At 59.7% G+C, this 17,248-nt stretch carries 16 protein-coding genes and 1 tRNA gene; 15 read left to right on the forward strand and 2 right to left on the reverse strand.

Features of this window, described 5'->3' with window-relative positions:
- Positions 1 to 165 precede the first annotated feature (165 nt).
- From HYPMC_RS12110 to otsB, 4 genes are read left to right on the forward strand one after another with little or no spacing between them, the layout of a single operon-like run.
- Entirely contained in the window at positions 166 to 1,641 is a 1,476-nt protein-coding gene (locus HYPMC_RS12110; RefSeq protein ID WP_013948243.1) for a trehalose-6-phosphate synthase, read from the forward strand.
- Positions 1,641 to 2,447 (forward strand): ROK family protein, encoded by an 807-nt coding sequence (locus HYPMC_RS12115; RefSeq protein ID WP_024276073.1) that lies wholly within the window; start codon positions 1,641 to 1,643, stop codon positions 2,445 to 2,447. Before HYPMC_RS12110 ends, HYPMC_RS12115 begins: the two co-directional genes overlap by 1 nt.
- On the forward strand, positions 2,396 to 3,538 hold the full coding sequence (locus HYPMC_RS12120) for a carbohydrate kinase family protein (RefSeq protein WP_013948245.1): 1,143 nt from the start codon (positions 2,396 to 2,398) through the stop codon (positions 3,536 to 3,538). The genes HYPMC_RS12115 and HYPMC_RS12120 overlap by 52 nt, the downstream gene beginning before the upstream one ends.
- Before the next feature lie 14 nt (positions 3,539 to 3,552).
- On the forward strand, positions 3,553 to 4,365 hold the full coding sequence (gene otsB / locus HYPMC_RS12125) for a trehalose-phosphatase (RefSeq protein WP_013948246.1): 813 nt from the start codon (positions 3,553 to 3,555) through the stop codon (positions 4,363 to 4,365).
- Between the two features lie 28 nt (positions 4,366 to 4,393).
- Here otsB and HYPMC_RS12130 read toward each other — a convergent pair whose 3' ends face one another.
- The gene (locus HYPMC_RS12130; RefSeq protein ID WP_013948247.1) at positions 4,394 to 5,305 is read right to left on the reverse strand and encodes a glycosyltransferase family 2 protein; all 912 of its coding nucleotides are present in this window, start codon (positions 5,303 to 5,305) and stop codon (positions 4,394 to 4,396) included.
- A gap of 522 nt (positions 5,306 to 5,827) precedes the next feature.
- On the opposite strand from HYPMC_RS12130, the gene exbB reads away from it, so the two are divergent.
- From exbB to HYPMC_RS12180, 10 genes are all read left to right on the forward strand, one after another.
- Positions 5,828 to 6,895 (forward strand): tonB-system energizer ExbB, encoded by a 1,068-nt coding sequence (gene exbB / locus HYPMC_RS12135; protein ID WP_013948248.1) that lies wholly within the window; start codon positions 5,828 to 5,830, stop codon positions 6,893 to 6,895.
- 16 nt (positions 6,896 to 6,911) lie between these two features.
- Complete coding sequence (gene exbD / locus HYPMC_RS12140) at positions 6,912 to 7,385, forward strand: TonB system transport protein ExbD (protein ID WP_013948249.1); 474 nt, start codon at positions 6,912 to 6,914, stop codon at positions 7,383 to 7,385.
- A 1-nt stretch (position 7,386) separates the two neighbouring features.
- Positions 7,387 to 8,202 (forward strand): energy transducer TonB, encoded by an 816-nt coding sequence (locus HYPMC_RS12145; RefSeq protein ID WP_013948250.1) that lies wholly within the window; start codon positions 7,387 to 7,389, stop codon positions 8,200 to 8,202.
- Positions 8,203 to 8,430: 228 nt separating this feature from the next.
- Positions 8,431 to 10,854: a TonB-dependent siderophore receptor gene (locus HYPMC_RS12150; RefSeq protein ID WP_013948251.1), complete on the forward strand. Its 2,424-nt coding sequence runs from the start codon at positions 8,431 to 8,433 to the stop codon at positions 10,852 to 10,854.
- Between the two features lie 78 nt (positions 10,855 to 10,932).
- Complete coding sequence (locus tag HYPMC_RS12155; protein WP_013948252.1) at positions 10,933 to 11,616, forward strand: Fe2+-dependent dioxygenase; 684 nt, start codon at positions 10,933 to 10,935, stop codon at positions 11,614 to 11,616.
- The gene (locus tag HYPMC_RS12160) at positions 11,616 to 12,419 is read left to right on the forward strand and encodes a tetratricopeptide repeat protein (RefSeq protein WP_013948253.1); all 804 of its coding nucleotides are present in this window, start codon (positions 11,616 to 11,618) and stop codon (positions 12,417 to 12,419) included. Before HYPMC_RS12155 ends, HYPMC_RS12160 begins: the two co-directional genes overlap by 1 nt.
- Positions 12,416 to 13,069, forward strand: coding sequence for a PepSY-associated TM helix domain-containing protein (locus HYPMC_RS12165; protein WP_013948254.1), 654 nt, complete (start codon positions 12,416 to 12,418; stop codon positions 13,067 to 13,069). The genes HYPMC_RS12160 and HYPMC_RS12165 overlap by 4 nt, the downstream gene beginning before the upstream one ends.
- 20 nt (positions 13,070 to 13,089) lie before the next feature.
- Positions 13,090 to 13,608 (forward strand): DUF2271 domain-containing protein, encoded by a 519-nt coding sequence (locus tag HYPMC_RS12170; RefSeq protein ID WP_013948255.1) that lies wholly within the window; start codon positions 13,090 to 13,092, stop codon positions 13,606 to 13,608.
- Between the two features lie 23 nt (positions 13,609 to 13,631).
- Complete coding sequence (locus HYPMC_RS12175) at positions 13,632 to 14,435, forward strand: DUF4198 domain-containing protein (protein ID WP_013948256.1); 804 nt, start codon at positions 13,632 to 13,634, stop codon at positions 14,433 to 14,435.
- A complete protein-coding gene (locus tag HYPMC_RS12180) occupies positions 14,432 to 15,460 on the forward strand; it encodes an FAD:protein FMN transferase (protein WP_013948257.1) in 1,029 nt (342 codons plus the stop codon). Before HYPMC_RS12175 ends, HYPMC_RS12180 begins: the two co-directional genes overlap by 4 nt.
- 19 nt (positions 15,461 to 15,479) lie before the next feature.
- Here the strand turns inward: HYPMC_RS12180 and HYPMC_RS12185 are convergent.
- A tRNA-Pro gene (locus HYPMC_RS12185) sits at positions 15,480 to 15,557 on the reverse strand.
- A gap of 148 nt (positions 15,558 to 15,705) precedes the next feature.
- Here HYPMC_RS12185 and HYPMC_RS12190 point away from each other — a divergent pair.
- Positions 15,706 to 16,878 carry a site-specific integrase gene (locus HYPMC_RS12190; RefSeq protein WP_013948258.1) on the forward strand — a complete coding sequence of 391 codons (1,173 nt, stop codon included), beginning with the start codon at positions 15,706 to 15,708 and terminating at the stop codon, positions 16,876 to 16,878.
- Positions 16,879 to 17,248: the final 370 nt, after the last annotated feature.

The following is a 17,248-nucleotide window of genomic DNA, read 5'->3' on the forward strand; positions in this document are numbered from 1 at the left end:
GGCTCGCTGTGGGCATTTTGCGGCGCCAAAGAACATATCAAGAACAAATAAACGCGAGATAAACAAATCAGGGAACCTGTCGCAATTTCGCGGGTTTATACTCCGTGGTGGTGCGTGGGGGGGCCGGTATCCGATCAGTTCCTCGCGCCCGTGGAAGGAGGTCTCTTGGCCAGACTCGTCATGGTCTCTAACCGCGTCATCGACTTCAACGCTGCCCAACAGGCAGGCGGTGTCGGTGTCGCGATCTACAATACCCTCGAACGCCAAAGCGGCTTTTGGTTCGGATGGGACGGTCAAATCGAAGAGACCGATCAACCCGAGCCCAAGTCTATTACTGTCGGTGGACATACGACGGTGACAGAGCCGCTCACGGCAGCCGACTACAACGACTACTATCTCGGTTATTCAAATTCAGTTCTTTGGCCGGTCTTTCATAACCGCCTCGACCTCGCGCAATTCGAAGCCGGATATTACGCGCGCTATGTCGAAGTGAATGCGCGGTTTGCGCGCCATCTGGCTCCCCTGCTTAAGCCCGACGACGTTATCTGGATACACGACTATCACTTGGTGCCGATGGCGCGAGAGCTGCGCAAGCTCAGCGTCGAAAATCCAATAGGTTTCTTTCTGCATATCCCGATCGGTCCGGCGCAGTCACTCCTTGCGATCCCGGAGAACAAAGAGATTGCGCGGGCGCTCGGGGCCTATGATCTTATTGGGTTGCAGACGCAGTCGGATGTCCGCAACCTGATCGATTTCCTGCAGCGGAGCGTCTATGGCAGGCTGTTGCCTTCCGGGCGTATCCGCGTCGATGATACCGAACTCGACATCGGCTGTTTCCCTGTCGGTATCGACCCGAAAGATTTTGCGTTCGGGCCGGGCGAAGAGGAAGCCTTGGCGGCGAGCGAGGCTGGCGATATCCATCGCATCATCGGCATCGACCGGCTCGACTACACGAAGGGACTGCCGCAAAAATTCAAAGCCTACGGCAAATTTCTCGAAGACTTTCCCGAGTATCGCCGGAGCGTCGTGCTTTCGCAGTTTGCGCCGCCCACACGCGAGAGTGTCGAAGCGTATGCGGACATCAAGGCCGAGCTTGAATCGCTCGCCGGTTCGATCAACGGCCGCTACGGCGAACTCGATTGGGTGCCGATCAACTACATTCATCGCACGATCCCGCGCAGCGAATTGCGCGATATCTACCGAACGTCGCGCATCGGCCTCGTTACGCCGCTAATGGATGGCATGAACCTCGTCGCGAAGGAATATATCGCGTCGCAGAACCCCGTCGATCCGGGCGTGCTGATCCTGTCCAAGTTTGCGGGCGCCGCCGAGCAACTCTCGGACGCTGTGCTCGTTAATCCCTATGACCTGAACGATATCTCTCAGGGCATCAAGACTGCCCTGGAGATGACGCCCGCCGAACGGCGGCAGCGTTACCAGAAGCTGATGAAAACCGTCTGCAAGAGCGATGCGGATGCGTGGGGCAGCAGCTATTTTTCGGCGCTGCTTAAAGCGGGCCAGCGTCGTATCGCACGATCGCCGAAATCGCCGCCTGAAATGGGAAAGGCGCTCGAGCGCTTGCAACGCGCAACTAAAAAAAACACCACTGACAGCCGGCTATCGGCAAATGTGGGGACATGATGAATGTTACGGTAGATAAAATCAGCATTCCGAAATCGGATGAGATCATCAAAAGCCCAAATATTCTGTGCGTCGATATTGGCGGCACGCTGATCAAAGCCGCGACCGTCAACGAGAATGGCACGCTGATCTCGGACTTCATCACGACACAGACGCCAAAGCCGTCGACACCGGAAACGATTGTCGATCTCATCGTCGACGTCGTAAAATCGCTTCCGGCTTTTGGGCGTGTTTCCGTGGGGTTTCCGGGTGTCGTCGGGCGACATCACGTCAAGACCGCGCCCAATCTCGGGACGCCGCATTGGAGCGAGTTCGATCTCGAACAGACGCTCACTCAGAGGCTCAATGCACCGGTGCGCGTGCTCAACGATGCCATCGTCTACGGCCTTGGCGTCGCCAAAGGGCCAGGCCGCGAATGCGTCCTGACGTTCGGCACGGGTATGGGATGTGCGCTGTTCGTCAACGGCTCGGCCTTCTTCGGGCTGGAGCTTGGACAGCATCACGCGCGCGACGATATCAACTACGATCGCTACATCGGACACGCGGCCTATCTTGAACTCGGCCTCGAAGCTTGGAATGAGCGTGCCAAGTATGTCTTGAGTTCCGTGCAGGGCCTGACGAACGTTGACCGCCTTTACATCGGTGGCGGAAACTCGCGGCGCCTGACGTTCGATCTTCCGCCCTGGGCTAGCGTGGTGCCGCCCTCCACCGGCATTTCGGGCGGCGCGCGGTTGTGGCGTCCGGAGATGGATCAATGGTTCCGACAGCCAAGCGATCTGATGGGAGCCGCTTCGGAACAGCGATGAACGTCCTCACCATTGGCGGCGCAATGGTTGATACGATCGTCACGATTGCAAGTGACAAGATCGAACAGATCAAGATGCGCAATGCCGAGAGCTCGTTTCTGCTTCTCGAAGAGGGCCAGAAAACCGAAGTCGAGGAGATCGCGTCGAGCGGTGGCGGCGGCGCGCTGAACTCTGCGGTCGCAGCGGCGCGGCTCGGCCATAACACATCCATCATCGCAAAAGTCGGTCATGACGACAAAGCCGAAATCGTGCGCGGCCTGCTGCGCGCGGAAGGCGTGGACATCACGTGGCTGGCCGCCGACGAGAGCGAGCCAACGGGCTCATCCGTCATCATCTCTTCGCATGATCGCAACGCTGCCGTCTTTACCTACCGCGGCGCCAACACGCGTTTGCGACCGGAGGATTTTCCTGCCGAAGCCTTCGCCGGACATCAGCTCGTCTACGTGGCCAATCTCAGCAATGAGTCGGCAGATTGCTATCCGCTGGTCGTGGAACGCGCGAAAAGCGCCGGGGCGCGGCTTGCGGTCAATCCCGGCATCCGTCAGCTTACGGCGCGCTTCGACGATTTCTGGCAGAGCCTCAAACATATCGACATTCTGTGCGTGAACCGGGCCGAAGCGCAGACGCTGATGCCACGACTGCTGCAATCGTTCGGAGACGGCGGAGCTCCGCTGATCGTCGGTAAAGACGATCCGCTCCCGCCGCTGGCCAAGCGTGGCCTGCGTAACGGCGGATACGAGATGACGCTTGCCAAGTTTCTGAGCGCGCTGATCGAGCTCGGCGTCGGCGCCGTCGTGCTGACGGACGGTGCGAACGGTGCGTTCATCGCCAGAGGGCAAGATCTTCATTACCGCGCGGCGCAGCATGTCGTCGCAGCGGCAACAACAGGGGCCGGCGACGCGTTCTCGGCCACGTTCGCATGTTATCTTGCAGATACGAACGATGCCGTACGGGCGCTCAGCGCAGCTTCGATCAATGCCGCGAGCGTCGTGCAGCATATTGATACACAGACGGGGCTTTTATCTCGGCCGGTGTTAGAGCGAGAACTGGGGCACGAAAGCGAAGCTGCGCTTCTCAGTTTCCCGATCTAGGAAGGACATTCGGAATGCAGCATTTGAGGGTCGAGCAAACCGATACGGGTATTTCGCCGCGCGAGCGCGCTGCGGCACTGCGCGCGAACGTCGAGAAGCTTGTTTCGTCCGAGGAGCCGGTTGCGATCTTTCTTGATATCGACGGCACACTGCTCGATGTCGCCCTGACGCCATCAACAGTGCATGTGCCGCCCATTTTGCCGGATCTCATCAGCTCACTGTCCCAGCGCCTTGCAGGCGCCGTTGCGATCATCACAGGACGGCCGCTGATGGAAGCCGATCGCCTGCTCAGTCCCTCGAAGTTCATTGGCGCGGGCGTTCACGGTGGACAGATGCGACTTGCGGCTGACGGCGAGATCGAAACGTTGACGCCGAGCTTCGATCCCGAACTGCAGGCTGCGATCAAGAAGATCGTGCATGAGTTGCCTGGCGTCGTCTTCGAAGACAAAGGCAGCGGCATCGCCCTGCACTACCGGCTGGTTCCCGACATGCAACAGCCGTTGACCGATCTCCTCGAAGCGCTGCTTCCGCTCTATCCCAACCAATTCAAGATCTGCGGTGGGCGGAAGGTTGTTGAAATCCTGCCGGTCGGCTTCTCGAAGGGACGGGCGCTGCGCCGAATTGCGTCTCTCCCGCAGTTTGCGAACAAGACGCCAGTGATGCTCGGCGACGATATTTCGGATATCGATGCGTTCCAGGCGGCAGAGGATTTGAGCGGCTTCGGCCTGAAAGTCGCGGGCGAGAATTTCTCGAAGGACGAAGCCTCGTTTCAGGGGCCTGCCGACGTCCTGAACTGGCTACAGATGCTCGCGGGAACGGGACGCTGACCGCTGCTGTGCGCTTTGGCAGACGGGACTAGGCCCGTTCGGCATAGATTTCGCCCGCTGGCGGTGTTTTTGGGTACAATCCAAAATCCGTTCGAGGAGATACCATTGCTCCCTGAATATCCGCGCGTGCTTCGAGGCCGGTGTTCCCATTGCACGGCACGGTCGCTGCCGAGGCGCTCTTTTCGCATCGTGCGCGCCACATATGGACAATCTTGACTTGTCGGTATGTGCCTTGGATCCAAGCGTATCTCAGACCCTTGAAGCCGCCGGTGAAATGTCGGCGGACGATGTAATACTTGAAAAAATTGATGGGCATTTCCAACAGAAGCCGCGCGAACAACATCACCTGAGAGGAATTCTGCGCGTGCTTTGCCGAGAGTAGCATACGCTCCCCCAGCTTCTGCTTCAGGTCATCATAGCTCCGATAGGAATAATGATAGACCGAATGCCGAAGGCTGCCGACGGCATGGCCGCCCATCACGACAGTGTCATGGACATGCGAATTGCGAAAGCGGACGACTTGGCGATCGTATAGCCGGACGTACCAATGGTCGCGCGCCCAACGCCTCGGCCGCTGATCGCCGGGATAAACGAGGTCAAGAGCCATGGCGTACGCAATTTGAGCCGGACGCCCTGCCGAGAACATGCCGATGATCTCGTCGCGAAGCTCGGGCGTCACCACCTCGTCAGCGTCGAGGTTCAGAACCCAATCGTTTCTGCATTGATCTTCGGCGAAGCGCTTTTGCGGCCCGAACCCGAGCCACGGTTGCGTAATGACGCGGCAGCCTTCAGCCAAAGCCAGGGCCACCGTATTGTCGCGGCTTTCGCTATCTACGACGACGACTTCGTCGACCCAAGATTTGACGGAACGAATTGTGCGAACGATGCGATCAGACTCGTCCTTAGAAATAATGAAGCATGAAATTGGCAGTCGGCTCATGCAGGATGCCTTTCAATGCGCCTAATATCAAAAAAAATATAAAGTATATCCGTATCTCCTAGCCGCGTTCCGTGTCAGGGGCCACTAATCGATTTTAGGACAACAAGACATTTTGGTTACAGCGTCGCCACAGAACCACAGATGCGATGATGCAGGAACCGCGCGCCGCGGATAACTCCTTGATTCAGGTTGTCCACGCTTTTTCCACCCGCAAATCCAAAAATTTCTGCGTCTGCCTGCTTTCTGCCACGAACGGCGGCCGGACCGCGGCCTCAGGGTGCCAACCGCGGCGCCTTTTTCGCCTCAGACCGTATTTTCGCTTGCGCGTGCAATGGCGACGGACACGGGATTCGCGTCCTGCGGATCGCGCACTTCTCTGGCCGATGCCCTTCGCCTGTGGGGACGCCTTGTCGCGTGTCGCCTCTTGTCGCCCGCAGAAACTTGACGACAGTAGTATAGTTTTGTTTAAGCTTTTTCGCACTCGCAGCAGAGTGAGGGACCAGAGAAGGTCATCCCGACAAAATGACGTTACGCAGTATTTTCGGAACACCTCGTATTTGGCGACTGCTTGCGGTCATTCTTAGCGTCTCCGGCACGGTGTCGTTTAGCATCATGCCCGCGACGGCGCAGGACGTGGGGGCGCCAGCCGCACAAGATGGCGGAGCTACGGCGCCCGCTCTTCCCGCTCCGGTCATGACGGTGCCCGCCCCGGCCGATACGCCTGCTCCCGCGACTGCGGTCACCAAAAGCACGCCTGCTGCGGCTGATAACGCTGCAGCGTCGCCGGCTTCGCCATCGACCGAGGCGACCAGCGCTGCGTCTGCGCTATCGGAGAGAGAACCGAATGCGGAAGACGCGTCGCCGAAAAAAGCGGACCTTCCGCACGACCTGTCACCGTGGAAAATGTTCCTTGCCGCAGACAGCGTCGTAAAGGGCGTCATGATCTTTCTGATCCTCGCGTCCGTCACGACGTGGACCGTCTGGCTGGCGAAATCGCTCGAACTGGCGGCTGCGAAGCGGCGGCTGGTCTCGGCGTTTTCACGCATCAACGCAACGGCGAGCTTGGCCGAAGCCGCGCAACGCCTCGGCGACAGCAAACGTTCGCGCTCCAAACGCTGCATCGTGTCGTCGTTCATCAACCTTGCGATCACAGAGCTGCGTCTTTCGGCCGATATCGCGGACAAGAACGGCATCAAGGAACGGGTGCAGTCGCGGCTCGACGGATTGACGGCAGCGGCAGGGCGGCACATCAACCGCGGCACCGGCGTGCTCGCGACCATTGGATCGACAGCGCCGTTCATCGGTCTTTTTGGCACCGTCTGGGGTATCATGAACAGCTTCATCGGCATCTCGGAGACACAGACGACGAACCTTGCGATCGTCGCTCCGGGTATTGCCGAAGCGTTGCTCGCAACGGCGACAGGCCTGATCGCGGCCATCCCGGCGGTGATCACCTACAATCATTTCTCGCGTCAGATCTCGCGGTACAAAGCGCTGATCGGCGAAGCCTCGGCCGAAGTGATGCGGCTTGTCTCGCGCGATCTCGATCGCGGCATGAAGCCCATACTCGCGCAGCAGGCGGCGGAATAATCAGGGCGGCGGCGCGATGGCTGGAAGACTGGACGACGGCGGCGACGATCTCGTCGAGAACCACGAGATCAACGTGACGCCGTTCATCGACGTGATGCTCGTGCTGCTCATCATCTTCATGGTGGCGGCGCCGCTGTCGACGGTTGACGTTCCGGTCGATCTGCCGGTCGCGAAGGCCAAGCCGCAGCCGCGCCAAAAGAAGCCCATCTTCCTCACGATCAAGGCCGACCTCTCGCTGGCGCTCGGCAACGACGCGATCAGCCGCCGCGATATCGGGCCATCGCTCGATGCGGCAACCGGCTCGGACCGTCAGCAGCGAATCTTTCTGCGCGCCGACAAAACGGTCCCCTACGGCGAGATGATGAAAGTCATGAACCAGTTGCGCACCGCAGGTTATGTCAAGATCGCGATGGTGGGGCTGGAAGATATGTCGGGTGGCGCGACGTCCGCTCCTGCATCGGGCAACTCAGTTTCGACCAACCAACAATGACATGCTGACGACGCTCGACATCCTTGAACCAGCATGGCACGGCCGGTTCCGGTGGACGATCGCTGCGATCGTCGTCGTGGCGCTGCATGTCGGCGGAGCGCTCGCCATGTTGCATTCGCCGCCGGTCGAAGACGATGCCGACCCCGAGGGCGCGATGATGATGGAACTCGCGGCTGTGGCGGTTGCGTTGCCCGAGCGATCAGAAAATCTGGCGATCGGAGCGCCCTCGGAAGATTCCGTCGCGACGCCCGCTACCGAGGAAGTCAAGGAGGAGCAGCCCAAGGAAGATCTGCCTCAACTGGAAGAAGCGCCGCTCGTCGAAAATCCTGAAGTCGTGCTGGAGAAGGTCAAGCCGGAGGAAGTCAAAGAGAAGCCCGAGGACAAACCGGTGCAGGAAGCGCAGCCGGAGATGCTTGCTTCGCTCGCTGCCGCGCCGCCACCGATCGACGTCAAGGAAATCGGCCCGAAGGCAACCGCACCCAATCAAGGGATGTCGCGCAAGCCGAACGCCGCGGAGTTGACGTGGCAGAAGGCGCTCTACATGCACATCAGCAAATTCAAGCGCTATCCCGATCAGGCCCGCAGCCAACGTGTCGAAGGCGTCGCGACCGTCATTTTCTCGATCGATGGCGGTGGCAACGTTTCAAACGTGCGCATTTATAAAGGTTCGGGCTCGTCAATCCTCGATGACGCAGCAGTCAGCATGCTTCGGGCTGCCGCGCCGTTGCCGGCGCCCCCAAAAATGGCGGAAGCTTCGCAGCTATCGGGGAATACCGCTCGCACGATTGCGCTCCCCATAAAATTCAACGTCCGCTGATCGGCGTTACAGGTCTTCCGGCCGCTGAATTGCACCGTTCCGCATTCTGAACCGCATACAAAATGTGGCGTTATCGGAACGATCTAAGACCTTCATCAATCATGCGCATTTTAATTCTTGACCGAAGGAGTAAAGTACCCTTGTTTGCAAATTCGTAAGGAACCAGATGGGGACCGGGGAAACTCTTCTGACTTCCAGTTTTTGCGTTTGGGGAATGGGGGGAATGCAATGGAAGTTTTTTGGGAGGCAAGATCGCCTGAGGACGAGCTGTCATATGGTTCAGGCGACGCCACCAAATTGGGAGCACTAACGCTCGGCTTCGCAACGATGGTCCTCGCGAGCGGCGGGGCGGCAGCGCAACAAGCTCCGGCGGAGGAACAGGCGGTCCTGCCGCCGCTTGAAGTTACGGCGAAGAAGAAAGCGGTTGCAAAGAAAAAGGCCGTTCAAAAAAAAGCCGCGCCTGTCGCGGCAGCGCCCGCTGCTCCGCAGCCGACAGAAGCGCAGCAGGTTCAGCAGGCTACTGACGCACTCACGCCGAGCACTGGCAATACGCTACAGGCAGGCACAGGCATCGGCCGCCTCCCCGGCAGCGTTCAGGACACGCCGCAGGTCGTGAACGTCATTCCTGAAAAACAATTGCGCGAGCAGAATCCGACTACCGTCGAGCAAGCGTTGCGGGCCGTTCCCGGCATCACCGTTGCCATCGGCGAAGGTGGCGGCGGCATGAACGGCGACCAGTTCCGCATCCGCGGTTTCGAGGCCAAAGGCGATCTGTACGTCGACGGATTGCGCGACTTCGGCGTCTATGTGCGCGATAGCTTCGCGACCGAAGAAATCGATGTCATCAAGGGTTCGTCTTCGGAAACGTTCGGTGCGGGAACAACGGGCGGTGTCGTCAACCTTCGTCAAAAGACGGCTCACCTCGGCGATGCCACAAGCATCGAATTCAGCATCGGCACCGATAACTTTTATCGTGGTGTCATCGACGTCAATAAACAGATCAACAACACCACAGCGGCACGCGCCGTCGGCATGTACCACAGCCAGGATTTTGCGGATCGCGACCACATCGAAAGCGAACGCTGGGGCTTCCTGGGGTCGCTCGCCTTCGGTCTCAACACCGATACGACGTGGACGCTCAACTACCTGCATCAGGAAGGTGATCGCACACCGGACTTCGGCGTGCCGATGGTCTTGCGGCCGGGAGCGACCACGGGCGGCCTTCCCGTAACTGAGCTTGGGGTCGATCGCTCGAATTTCTACGGCATTGCTTCGGACCACGACAACACGAAAGTCGATATGGTCACGTCGCATTTCCGCAAGGACGTTTCGAGCGCCATCACGTTCTATAACGACACGCGATTGGCGTTCTACGACCGAGATTTCGCGACAACCGTTCCGGGCTGCTCCTCGGGCGCGGTGGGTACGACGACGTGCGCATCGCAGTTCTTCGCCGGTCTTGATCCGAACGTCAGCAACGGCGGCGGCAACCCGACGATCATTCAGAATTCGTGGGGCATCCAGAACGTCGCGAGCGGCGTGGCGAAATTCAGAGCCTTCGGCCTGAAGCACGAAAGCGTCGCGGGTATCGACGTGTTCTATCAAGAGGACGATCGCCCCGGATATTCGCAGTTCGGGAGACCGTCGGGAACGGCCGGCGCGAGTGCCGGTGCGCCGATCCGCGATCCGGGCTCATTCTTCTATCAGTACTACCCGGTCAAACGTAATCCGGTGAACGATCGGTCGAGCGACGGCACGGAACTTGGCTTGTTTGCCAGCGATCGCGTCTGGCTGACGAACCAACTTTCTATTCTCGGCGGCGCTCGCTGGACGACTTTCGATTATAACTTCCAGCAGCCCAACGCTGCGCCGCCTCTCGATGCGTCCTCGACCGGCAATTATTGGAGCCCGAAAGCGAGCGTTATCTGGGAGCCGACGAAGTCTCAGACGTACTATTTCTCGTGGTCGAAATCAGCGTCACCGGTCGGGCAGTTCGTCACTAACGCGACGAACCCGATCACGCTCACCGTCCCTCAGAACGCGGTGGAAGAAAACGAGACTTATGAAGTCGGCGCGAAATGGAGCCTTCTCAATAATCGCCTTGGCCTAACGGCAGCGCTCTTCCAAGTCGAGAAGAACGGCGTCGTCACGCCCGATCCGGATACTGGTGACCTGATCCAGACTGGCGAGTCCCAGCGCGTTCGCGGCTTCGAAGTCGGCCTCGCAGGCCAGCTGACGAAAGCGTGGACGGCGAACGTCGGCTACACGTACCTGGACAGCGAGGTCACAGGCTCCACCACACCAGAGAACATCGGCAACAAAATCGGCGGCGTTCCCGCAAGCTCTGTCAGTCTCTGGTCAACCTACAATCTGTCGGAAGAGCTTATCCAAGGTCCGGGAAAGTGGACCATCGGAAGCGGTTTCATCTACCAGAGCCAAATGTTCAGCATCTCGGGTTCCAACACCAACGCGTACGTCGTCCCGTACACGTTCAGTCTCGATGCGATGCTGTCGTACGAGCTCGATGGGTGGCGGTTCGCCGTCAACGGCTACAACCTGACAGACCGCGTGAACTACGACCAATCGTTCGGCAGCCGCGCCACGCCATCGGCCGGCACGAGCGCCGTGTTCACGATCGGCAAGAAGTTCTGAGGTCCACGGCGATCTCAGTGAACGTAACCAGCAGGAGGGCGCCCAACGCCCTCCTGCGCACCATTTTATGAGTTACCGATGCTTGTTCAAATTCCTGACGTGCTCAAGCCGGAAGAGGTAGCGACCGTCCGCAACATTCTCGAACAGTCGGCCTGGGTGGACGGCAAAGAGACGGCAGGCGAGCAGGCCGCCAGTGCCAAGCATAATCTGCAAATCCGCGAAGGCTCTAAAGCGGCCATGGAGGCAGGCGACATCATCCTGCGTGCACTCGGTCGTAATCCGACGTTCAATTCCGCAGCTCTGCCATTGCGCGTGCTGCCGCCGCTGTTCAACCGCTACGACGCGGGCATGAAATTCCACGCGCACGTCGACGGTGCGATCCGAGCCGTTCCAGGTGCCGGAATGCGCATGCGCGCCGACGTCTCGACGACGCTGTTCCTGAGCCCGCCTGAAGACTACGACGGCGGCGAGCTGGTCATCGTCGACACGTACGGCTCGCACACCGTCAAGCTTCCGGCCGGACATGCCATCGTTTATCCGTCGACGAGCCTGCACAGCGTGACAGAGATCACGCGCGGCAGCCGCTGGGCATCGTTCTTCTGGACCCAATCGATGATCAAGGACGACGGGCGGCGCGCGTTGCTGTTCGATCTCGACGCGGCGATCCGCGACGTTCGCGCCGTCCTTCCTGACGATCAGCCGGGCGTGTTGGGGCTGACCAGCCACTACCACAATCTGTTGCGGCACTGGGCTGAACTGTGATGCAACACGATTTAATAGACGAGGATTTCGAGCTATCGATCCCCCAGCCAGGCGCTCGGTATCAGCCGCTCTACATCCGCGAAACAGAAGAGGGCTTTGCGCTTCGCATCACGCGCGATCCGGAGACGGCGGCTCGATATGTGCGCTCCGAAGCCGTGAACGGGGCGGTGAAGGCGCAGGTTGCGTGGGGCTATATGCTGCACGAGGGGCATGGCGTCGAACGCGATCCCGAAGCGGCGCTACGCTGGTTCAGGATTGCAGCTCACAGCGGTAATGCCGACGCGCTCAACATGGTCGGCCGCTGCTATGAGTGCGGTTGGGCTGTTGCCGCCGATCCGGACGAAGCCATTCGCTGGTTTCGTCTCGCGGCCGATAAAGGACACGCCTGGGCGCAGTACAATCTCGGCAAGCTCCTGGCGCGTGGTCACGGCGGCAATCGCGACCCGCGCGTCGCCCTATCGTTGCTCGTCAGCGCAGCGCGGCGCGGCGTTCCCAAGGCCATGAACATGCTCGGCCGATTTCGCGAAGACGGCGTGATCGGCGCGCCGAAGCCGCAAGCGGCAGCGCGATGGTTTGCGCGTGCCGCCCAGCGCGGATGTTTCCGCGGCCAGTTCCATCATGCACGATACCTCGTCGCATTGGGGCGCATCGACGAAGCCGAAAAATCGTTTCGCGCGTCGTTGGCGCAGGCGCCTGATAAATACCGCCGCGATGCTCTCGCCATGCTGCGCAACCACCCCATCGAGAAGATCCGCGGGATTGGTTTCGATATGCCCCCAACGGCGCGGGAGCCGCGAGCGTGAATATCAACGTGCCAGATGCTCAGATGCGACGCGCGGAACGCTCCAACCGGCGTGCTGAATGGATGCGGCAGCTGCGGCAATGGCACTGGATCAGCGGTGCGGTTAGCCTCGTCACGATGCTGCTTTTCGCGGTGACGGGCATTACGCTCAATCATGCGGCGAGCATCGAAGCCAAGCCTTCAGTCACGACGGTGAAGGCTACGCTTGATCAATCGAGTCTGAAGCCGCTGGAAAGCGCTCCGACAAAGGGACGGTCGCCATTTCCTGCTGCGACCGTAGCAGGGATCGCAGCCGCAACCGGCGTGGATGTCGACGGCCGCGACGTCGAATGGTCGGACGACGAGGCCTATGTGACGCTGCCCCGTCCGGGTGGCGATGCGTGGATCTCGATCGACCGCGAAACTGGCGAACTCACTTACGAGAAGACCAATCGCGGCTGGATCGCCTATCTCAACGATCTACACAAAGGGCGCAACGTCGGCACCGCATGGGGCATCTTCATCGACGTCTTTGCGCTGTGCTGCGTTGCATTCTGTGTGACGGGTCTCCTGCTCCTGCAAATGTACGCACGCGGACGACCGAGCACATGGCCGGTCGTCGGGTTGGGCGTGGTCATCCCGATCCTGATTGCGATTTTGCTCATCCACTGACACACGAGGCAACAAAACGAATGCGAACTCTCTTTTTGACCGTCGGGCTTACCGGTCTTGCTGCAACGCCGGCGCTCGCCGCAGATCTCGAAATTTCGGTCGAGGTCCCTCGCCTCGATGTTGCCGAGTACCACAAGCCGTATGTGGCGGTGTGGCTTGAAGGTCCGGACCGGCACGTCGCTGCCAACCTCGCCGTTTGGTACGACATCGCCAACAAGCGCAACGAAGGCGAAAAGTGGCTTAAAGACCTCCGCCAGTGGTGGCGTCGCGCCGGCCGCGAGTTGAAGCTCCCGGCCGATGGACTGACCAGCGCAACGCGCGCGCCAGGCACACACTCAATCAGCATCGACGACGACAAGAACAAAATCTTGAGCGGGCTTGCTCCGGGCCAATACCAGCTCGTCGTCGAAGCAGCGCGCGAAGTCGGCGGCCGCGAGGTCGTGAAGATCCCGGTGCAATGGCCGCTGCAAAAAGGGGCAACGCTCAGCGGCAAAGGCGAGCACGAACTCGGAACCATCACTATCAGCACGAAACCATGATGCAATCTGGGATACCGCGAACCATGAAACGTCTCGTATACGCCGCAGCGGCGTTCGCATTTCTTATTCCGGCAGCGGCTGACGCCCATCGGGCATGGTTGCGGCCGTCAGCGACCGTTTTGTCTGCCAAAGACACGTTCGTCACCGTGGACGCTGCGGTCTCGAACGATCTGTTTTATTTTGAATTCCGTCCTCTTCCCCTCGACGGCCTGCAGATCACGGCGCCGGATGGATCGACAATCGCGCCTGAAAATGCGAACTCCGGCAAGCTTCGCAGCACCTTCGACATTCCACTGAAAGCGCCCGGCACCTATCGCATCGCGCTCGTCGACGACCGCCTGATGGCACAGTATACCGATAATGGCGAGAAGAAGCGCTGGCGCGGCAAGGTCGAAAACCTGAAGGAAATCCCGGCCTCGGCGAGCGACGTTGTCGTGATCCAATCGCAGCGTCGCATGGAAACGTTCGTGACGGCGGGCAAGACCGACGAGACCGCTCTGAAGCCCGTGGGCAAGGGCCTCGAAATGCAGCCGATCACGCACCCGAATGATCTCGTGGCCAACGACGAAGCGAGCTTCAGGCTTCTGCTCGACGGCAAGCCTGCGGCAGATACGAAGATCGAGATCGTGCCTGGCGGCGTGCGCTATCGCAATCAGCCGGGCGATTTCTCGGTGACGACAGACAAGGATGGGGTGTTCAAGGTCAAGTGGCCTGAAGCCGGCCTATACTGGATGGAAGCAAGCGTCACCGACGACAAGCCCAGCGTCAAGGAAGCGAGCAAGCGCCGTTCGACGTATGCGGCAACGCTTGAGGTGCTTCCGGAATGACGGCTTCGGCGCGGCGGGTCTTGATCCCGCGCCGAACGCCGATACCCGCGACGCTCGCAGCGCTGCGCACACTGTCGGTGTGTCAGATCGGCGGCGAAACGATGGGAACGACATGGAGCGCCAAGATGGCGCTCCCGCGCAACGCCAACGTCGGTGCCCTTCGATGCGGGATCGAACGCGTGCTGGCGCAGGTGATCGCCGAGATGAGCCCGTGGGATCCGGCATCGGCTCTCTCGCGTTTCAATGCTGCGCCCGCCGGAACGTGGCATCCTTTGGCTGACGGGTTCTTCAAGGTGCTTTCCAGCGCGCTCTCCTGGGCGGAGCGAACGGGCGGCGCCTATGATCCGACGGTCGGCGCGATTGTCGATCTGTGGGGCTTTGGTCCGTTTCACATTGCGCCCGGCTTGCCGGATGGGGCGGCGCTCGATGCAGCGCGTGTAGCGTCCGGTTGGCGTAGCGTGACGCTCGATAAGGAAAACCGGCGCGTGTTTCAGCCCGGCGGCGTGCGGCTCGATCTCTGCGCCATCGCCAAGGGCTACGCCGTTGATGAGGTCGTCTCGGTGCTGCGCGTCGCTGGCGTCAGCAATCTTCTCGTCGAGATCGGAGGAGAACTGAGAGGCGAAGGACTAAAACCGGACGGGTCGCCCTGGTGGGTGGAATTCGAACGGCCGCGCCATACACAGGTTGCTGATGGGACCCACCCCGAGACCGTGCTTGCGCTCGCAGGGCTTTCCGTTGCGACCAGCGGCGACGAGCAACGATATTTCGAGCACGGCGGCCGCCGCTACGCCCACACCGTCGATCCACGGACCGGGTTCCCGACCGCGCACGACCTGATCTCGGTCACCGTCGTCACGGACGACTGCATGACCGCTGACGTGCTGGCAACGGCGCTTACTGTGCTGGGACCTGAGGAAGGGCCGGCATTCGCAGCGGCAAATGGGTTCGCGGCCCGGTTCGTGTCCTTCGACGGCCGTGCCCTTACGGAACGCATCACGCCTGCCCTGGCGCAGATGCTGTACTGACGCGATGTTTTGAAAAGAATGGTCGGAGCGAGAGGATTTGAACCTCCGACCCCCAGTCCCCCAGACTGGTGCGCTAACCAGGCTGCGCTACGTTCTCACTGGTGCGTCCACCTTATCTATCTGATTTGTCTACTATTTTTCTATCGCGCGTGGAGGACTCGCTGGGTACAGCGAAAGGTTGGCGCTACCTATACGCTACCTAGCAGAACGCGAGTTGACACCCCTTCGAAGGCGGGGCAGGCCCCATGACATCTCGCGCACTGACTGACCTTGACATTAAGCACCTCAAGCCTCGTCCGTCGCAGTACGAGGTGTTCGACCCAGCTACACGGGGTTTGGCAATACGCGTGTCGCCTGGCGGCACCAAGGCGTTCGTTTTCTTGTATCGCATTGGTCGCCACCCTAGGCGCTACACGATTGGTCGTTATCCGATCGTTTCTCTAAAGAGTGCGCGCCATTGGGCGAGTGAAGCCCTCAAGCTCGTCGGCGCAGGCAAAGACCCCCAGGCAAGGAAGCTGCTCGAACGCGAGCGCTACCGGTCTAGCCTTTTCCCGGCGATCGCCACCGCCTTTATCGAGAAGTATGCCAAGCCCAACACAAAGGCCTGGAACGAGACCAAGCGGATACTGGAACGTGAGTTCTGCACTCGATGGAAGAGCATGCATCTGCATGACATATCGAGGCATCACGTGGCTGAGGCTCTGGACGAGTTGGTTGTCCAAAACGGCCCAAGCGCTGCCAACCACGGCTTCGCTGCTTTGCGCAGGTTGTTCAACTGGTGCGTAGAGCGCGGGGAACTTGGCGTCAGTCCTTGCTCAGGCTTGAAGCAGCCAGCCCAGACCTACTCACGTGAGAGGGTCTTAACCAACGACGAGGTTGTGCGTATCTGGAATGCCGCCCACACGATTGGCTACCCTTTTGGGTCGTTGATCAAACTGCTGTTGCTGACAGGCCAAAGAAGAAGTGAGGTGTCTCGGCTATGCTGGGCAGATATTGATCTGGAAACGGGCCTTTGGACCCAGCCCTCCCTCTCAAACAAATCAAAGCGGATTCACCTTGTACCGTTGACCGGCCACGCTGTTGAGGTGCTTCGAGAGATCCCCCGCCTCAACGCCCAACTCGTGTTTCCAGCGCGAGGTCGGTCAAATAGGGCCGTTTCTGGCTTCAGCAAGTGGAAGAGGCGTCTAGATAAGCAAAGCGGCACTGAGGGATGGACGATCCACGACGTTCGCCGAACAGTGAATACGGGTCTCGCAGCGCTGAAGGTTCCGCCTCACATCGCCGACCTCGTCCTCAACCATCAGGGGTCCGTTCGCAGCTCAGTCAGCGTAATCTATGACAGATACGATTATCTCGATGAAAAGCGAGATGCCTTGGAACGCTGGGCCACTCATATCGACCGTCTCGTTGCTCCCTGAAAATTATGCAAGGCTACCAGCGCCGCCCTAGCGCGACGATTTAGGCTGTGGGGGCTCAAACGCCCCCACCAACTCGGACGAGCGCACAATGCCCCCAATCTTGTCAGCGAGCAGCTTGATATCTCGTGCAACCCCTTCTTGGACGTATCGCCGCATCAACGTCGATTTGGGCGCAATAGTGCTGCGAGAGATCTGATGCAGCGCCCGCCCTGTCGGCTCATCAAGCCTAAGATGGAACCTATATTTGAAATTTTCCATTCTTGCCTACTTCTAATAAAACGAAAATCCGCGACTTCAACGCCGTGATTTTTCTTATGTACTAAATATTTAGTCGTGAAACTGGCGACGACAGACATCTAGGAATGACACG

The sequence above is a fragment of the Hyphomicrobium sp. MC1 genome (genome assembly GCF_000253295.1).
Classification (GTDB): domain Bacteria; phylum Pseudomonadota; class Alphaproteobacteria; order Rhizobiales; family Hyphomicrobiaceae; genus Hyphomicrobium_B.

Bases quoted from the DNA above. Each gene is read 5' to 3' on its own strand.
- HYPMC_RS12115 (WP_024276073.1), top strand. From the start codon at position 1,641: ATGAATGTTACGGTAGATAAAATCAGCATTCCGAAATCGGATGAGATC.
- HYPMC_RS12180 (WP_013948257.1), top strand. From the start codon at position 14,432: ATGACGGCTTCGGCGCGGCGGGTCTTGATCCCGCGCCGAACGCCGATA.
- HYPMC_RS12145 (WP_013948250.1), top strand. From the start codon at position 7,387: ATGCTGACGACGCTCGACATCCTTGAACCAGCATGGCACGGCCGGTTC.
- exbD (WP_013948249.1), top strand. From the start codon at position 6,912: ATGGCTGGAAGACTGGACGACGGCGGCGACGATCTCGTCGAGAACCAC.
- HYPMC_RS12150 (WP_013948251.1), top strand. From the start codon at position 8,431: ATGGAAGTTTTTTGGGAGGCAAGATCGCCTGAGGACGAGCTGTCATAT.
- HYPMC_RS12175 (WP_013948256.1), top strand. From the start codon at position 13,632: ATGAAACGTCTCGTATACGCCGCAGCGGCGTTCGCATTTCTTATTCCG.
- HYPMC_RS12155 (WP_013948252.1), top strand. From the start codon at position 10,933: ATGCTTGTTCAAATTCCTGACGTGCTCAAGCCGGAAGAGGTAGCGACC.
- HYPMC_RS12170 (WP_013948255.1), top strand. From the start codon at position 13,090: ATGCGAACTCTCTTTTTGACCGTCGGGCTTACCGGTCTTGCTGCAACG.
- exbB (WP_013948248.1), top strand. From the start codon at position 5,828: ATGACGTTACGCAGTATTTTCGGAACACCTCGTATTTGGCGACTGCTT.
- HYPMC_RS12160 (WP_013948253.1), top strand. From the start codon at position 11,616: ATGCAACACGATTTAATAGACGAGGATTTCGAGCTATCGATCCCCCAG.
- HYPMC_RS12130 (WP_013948247.1), bottom strand. From the start codon at position 5,305: ATGAGCCGACTGCCAATTTCATGCTTCATTATTTCTAAGGACGAGTCT.
- HYPMC_RS12190 (WP_013948258.1), top strand. From the start codon at position 15,706: ATGACATCTCGCGCACTGACTGACCTTGACATTAAGCACCTCAAGCCT.
- otsB (WP_013948246.1), top strand. From the start codon at position 3,553: ATGCAGCATTTGAGGGTCGAGCAAACCGATACGGGTATTTCGCCGCGC.
- HYPMC_RS12120 (WP_013948245.1), top strand. From the start codon at position 2,396: ATGGTTCCGACAGCCAAGCGATCTGATGGGAGCCGCTTCGGAACAGCG.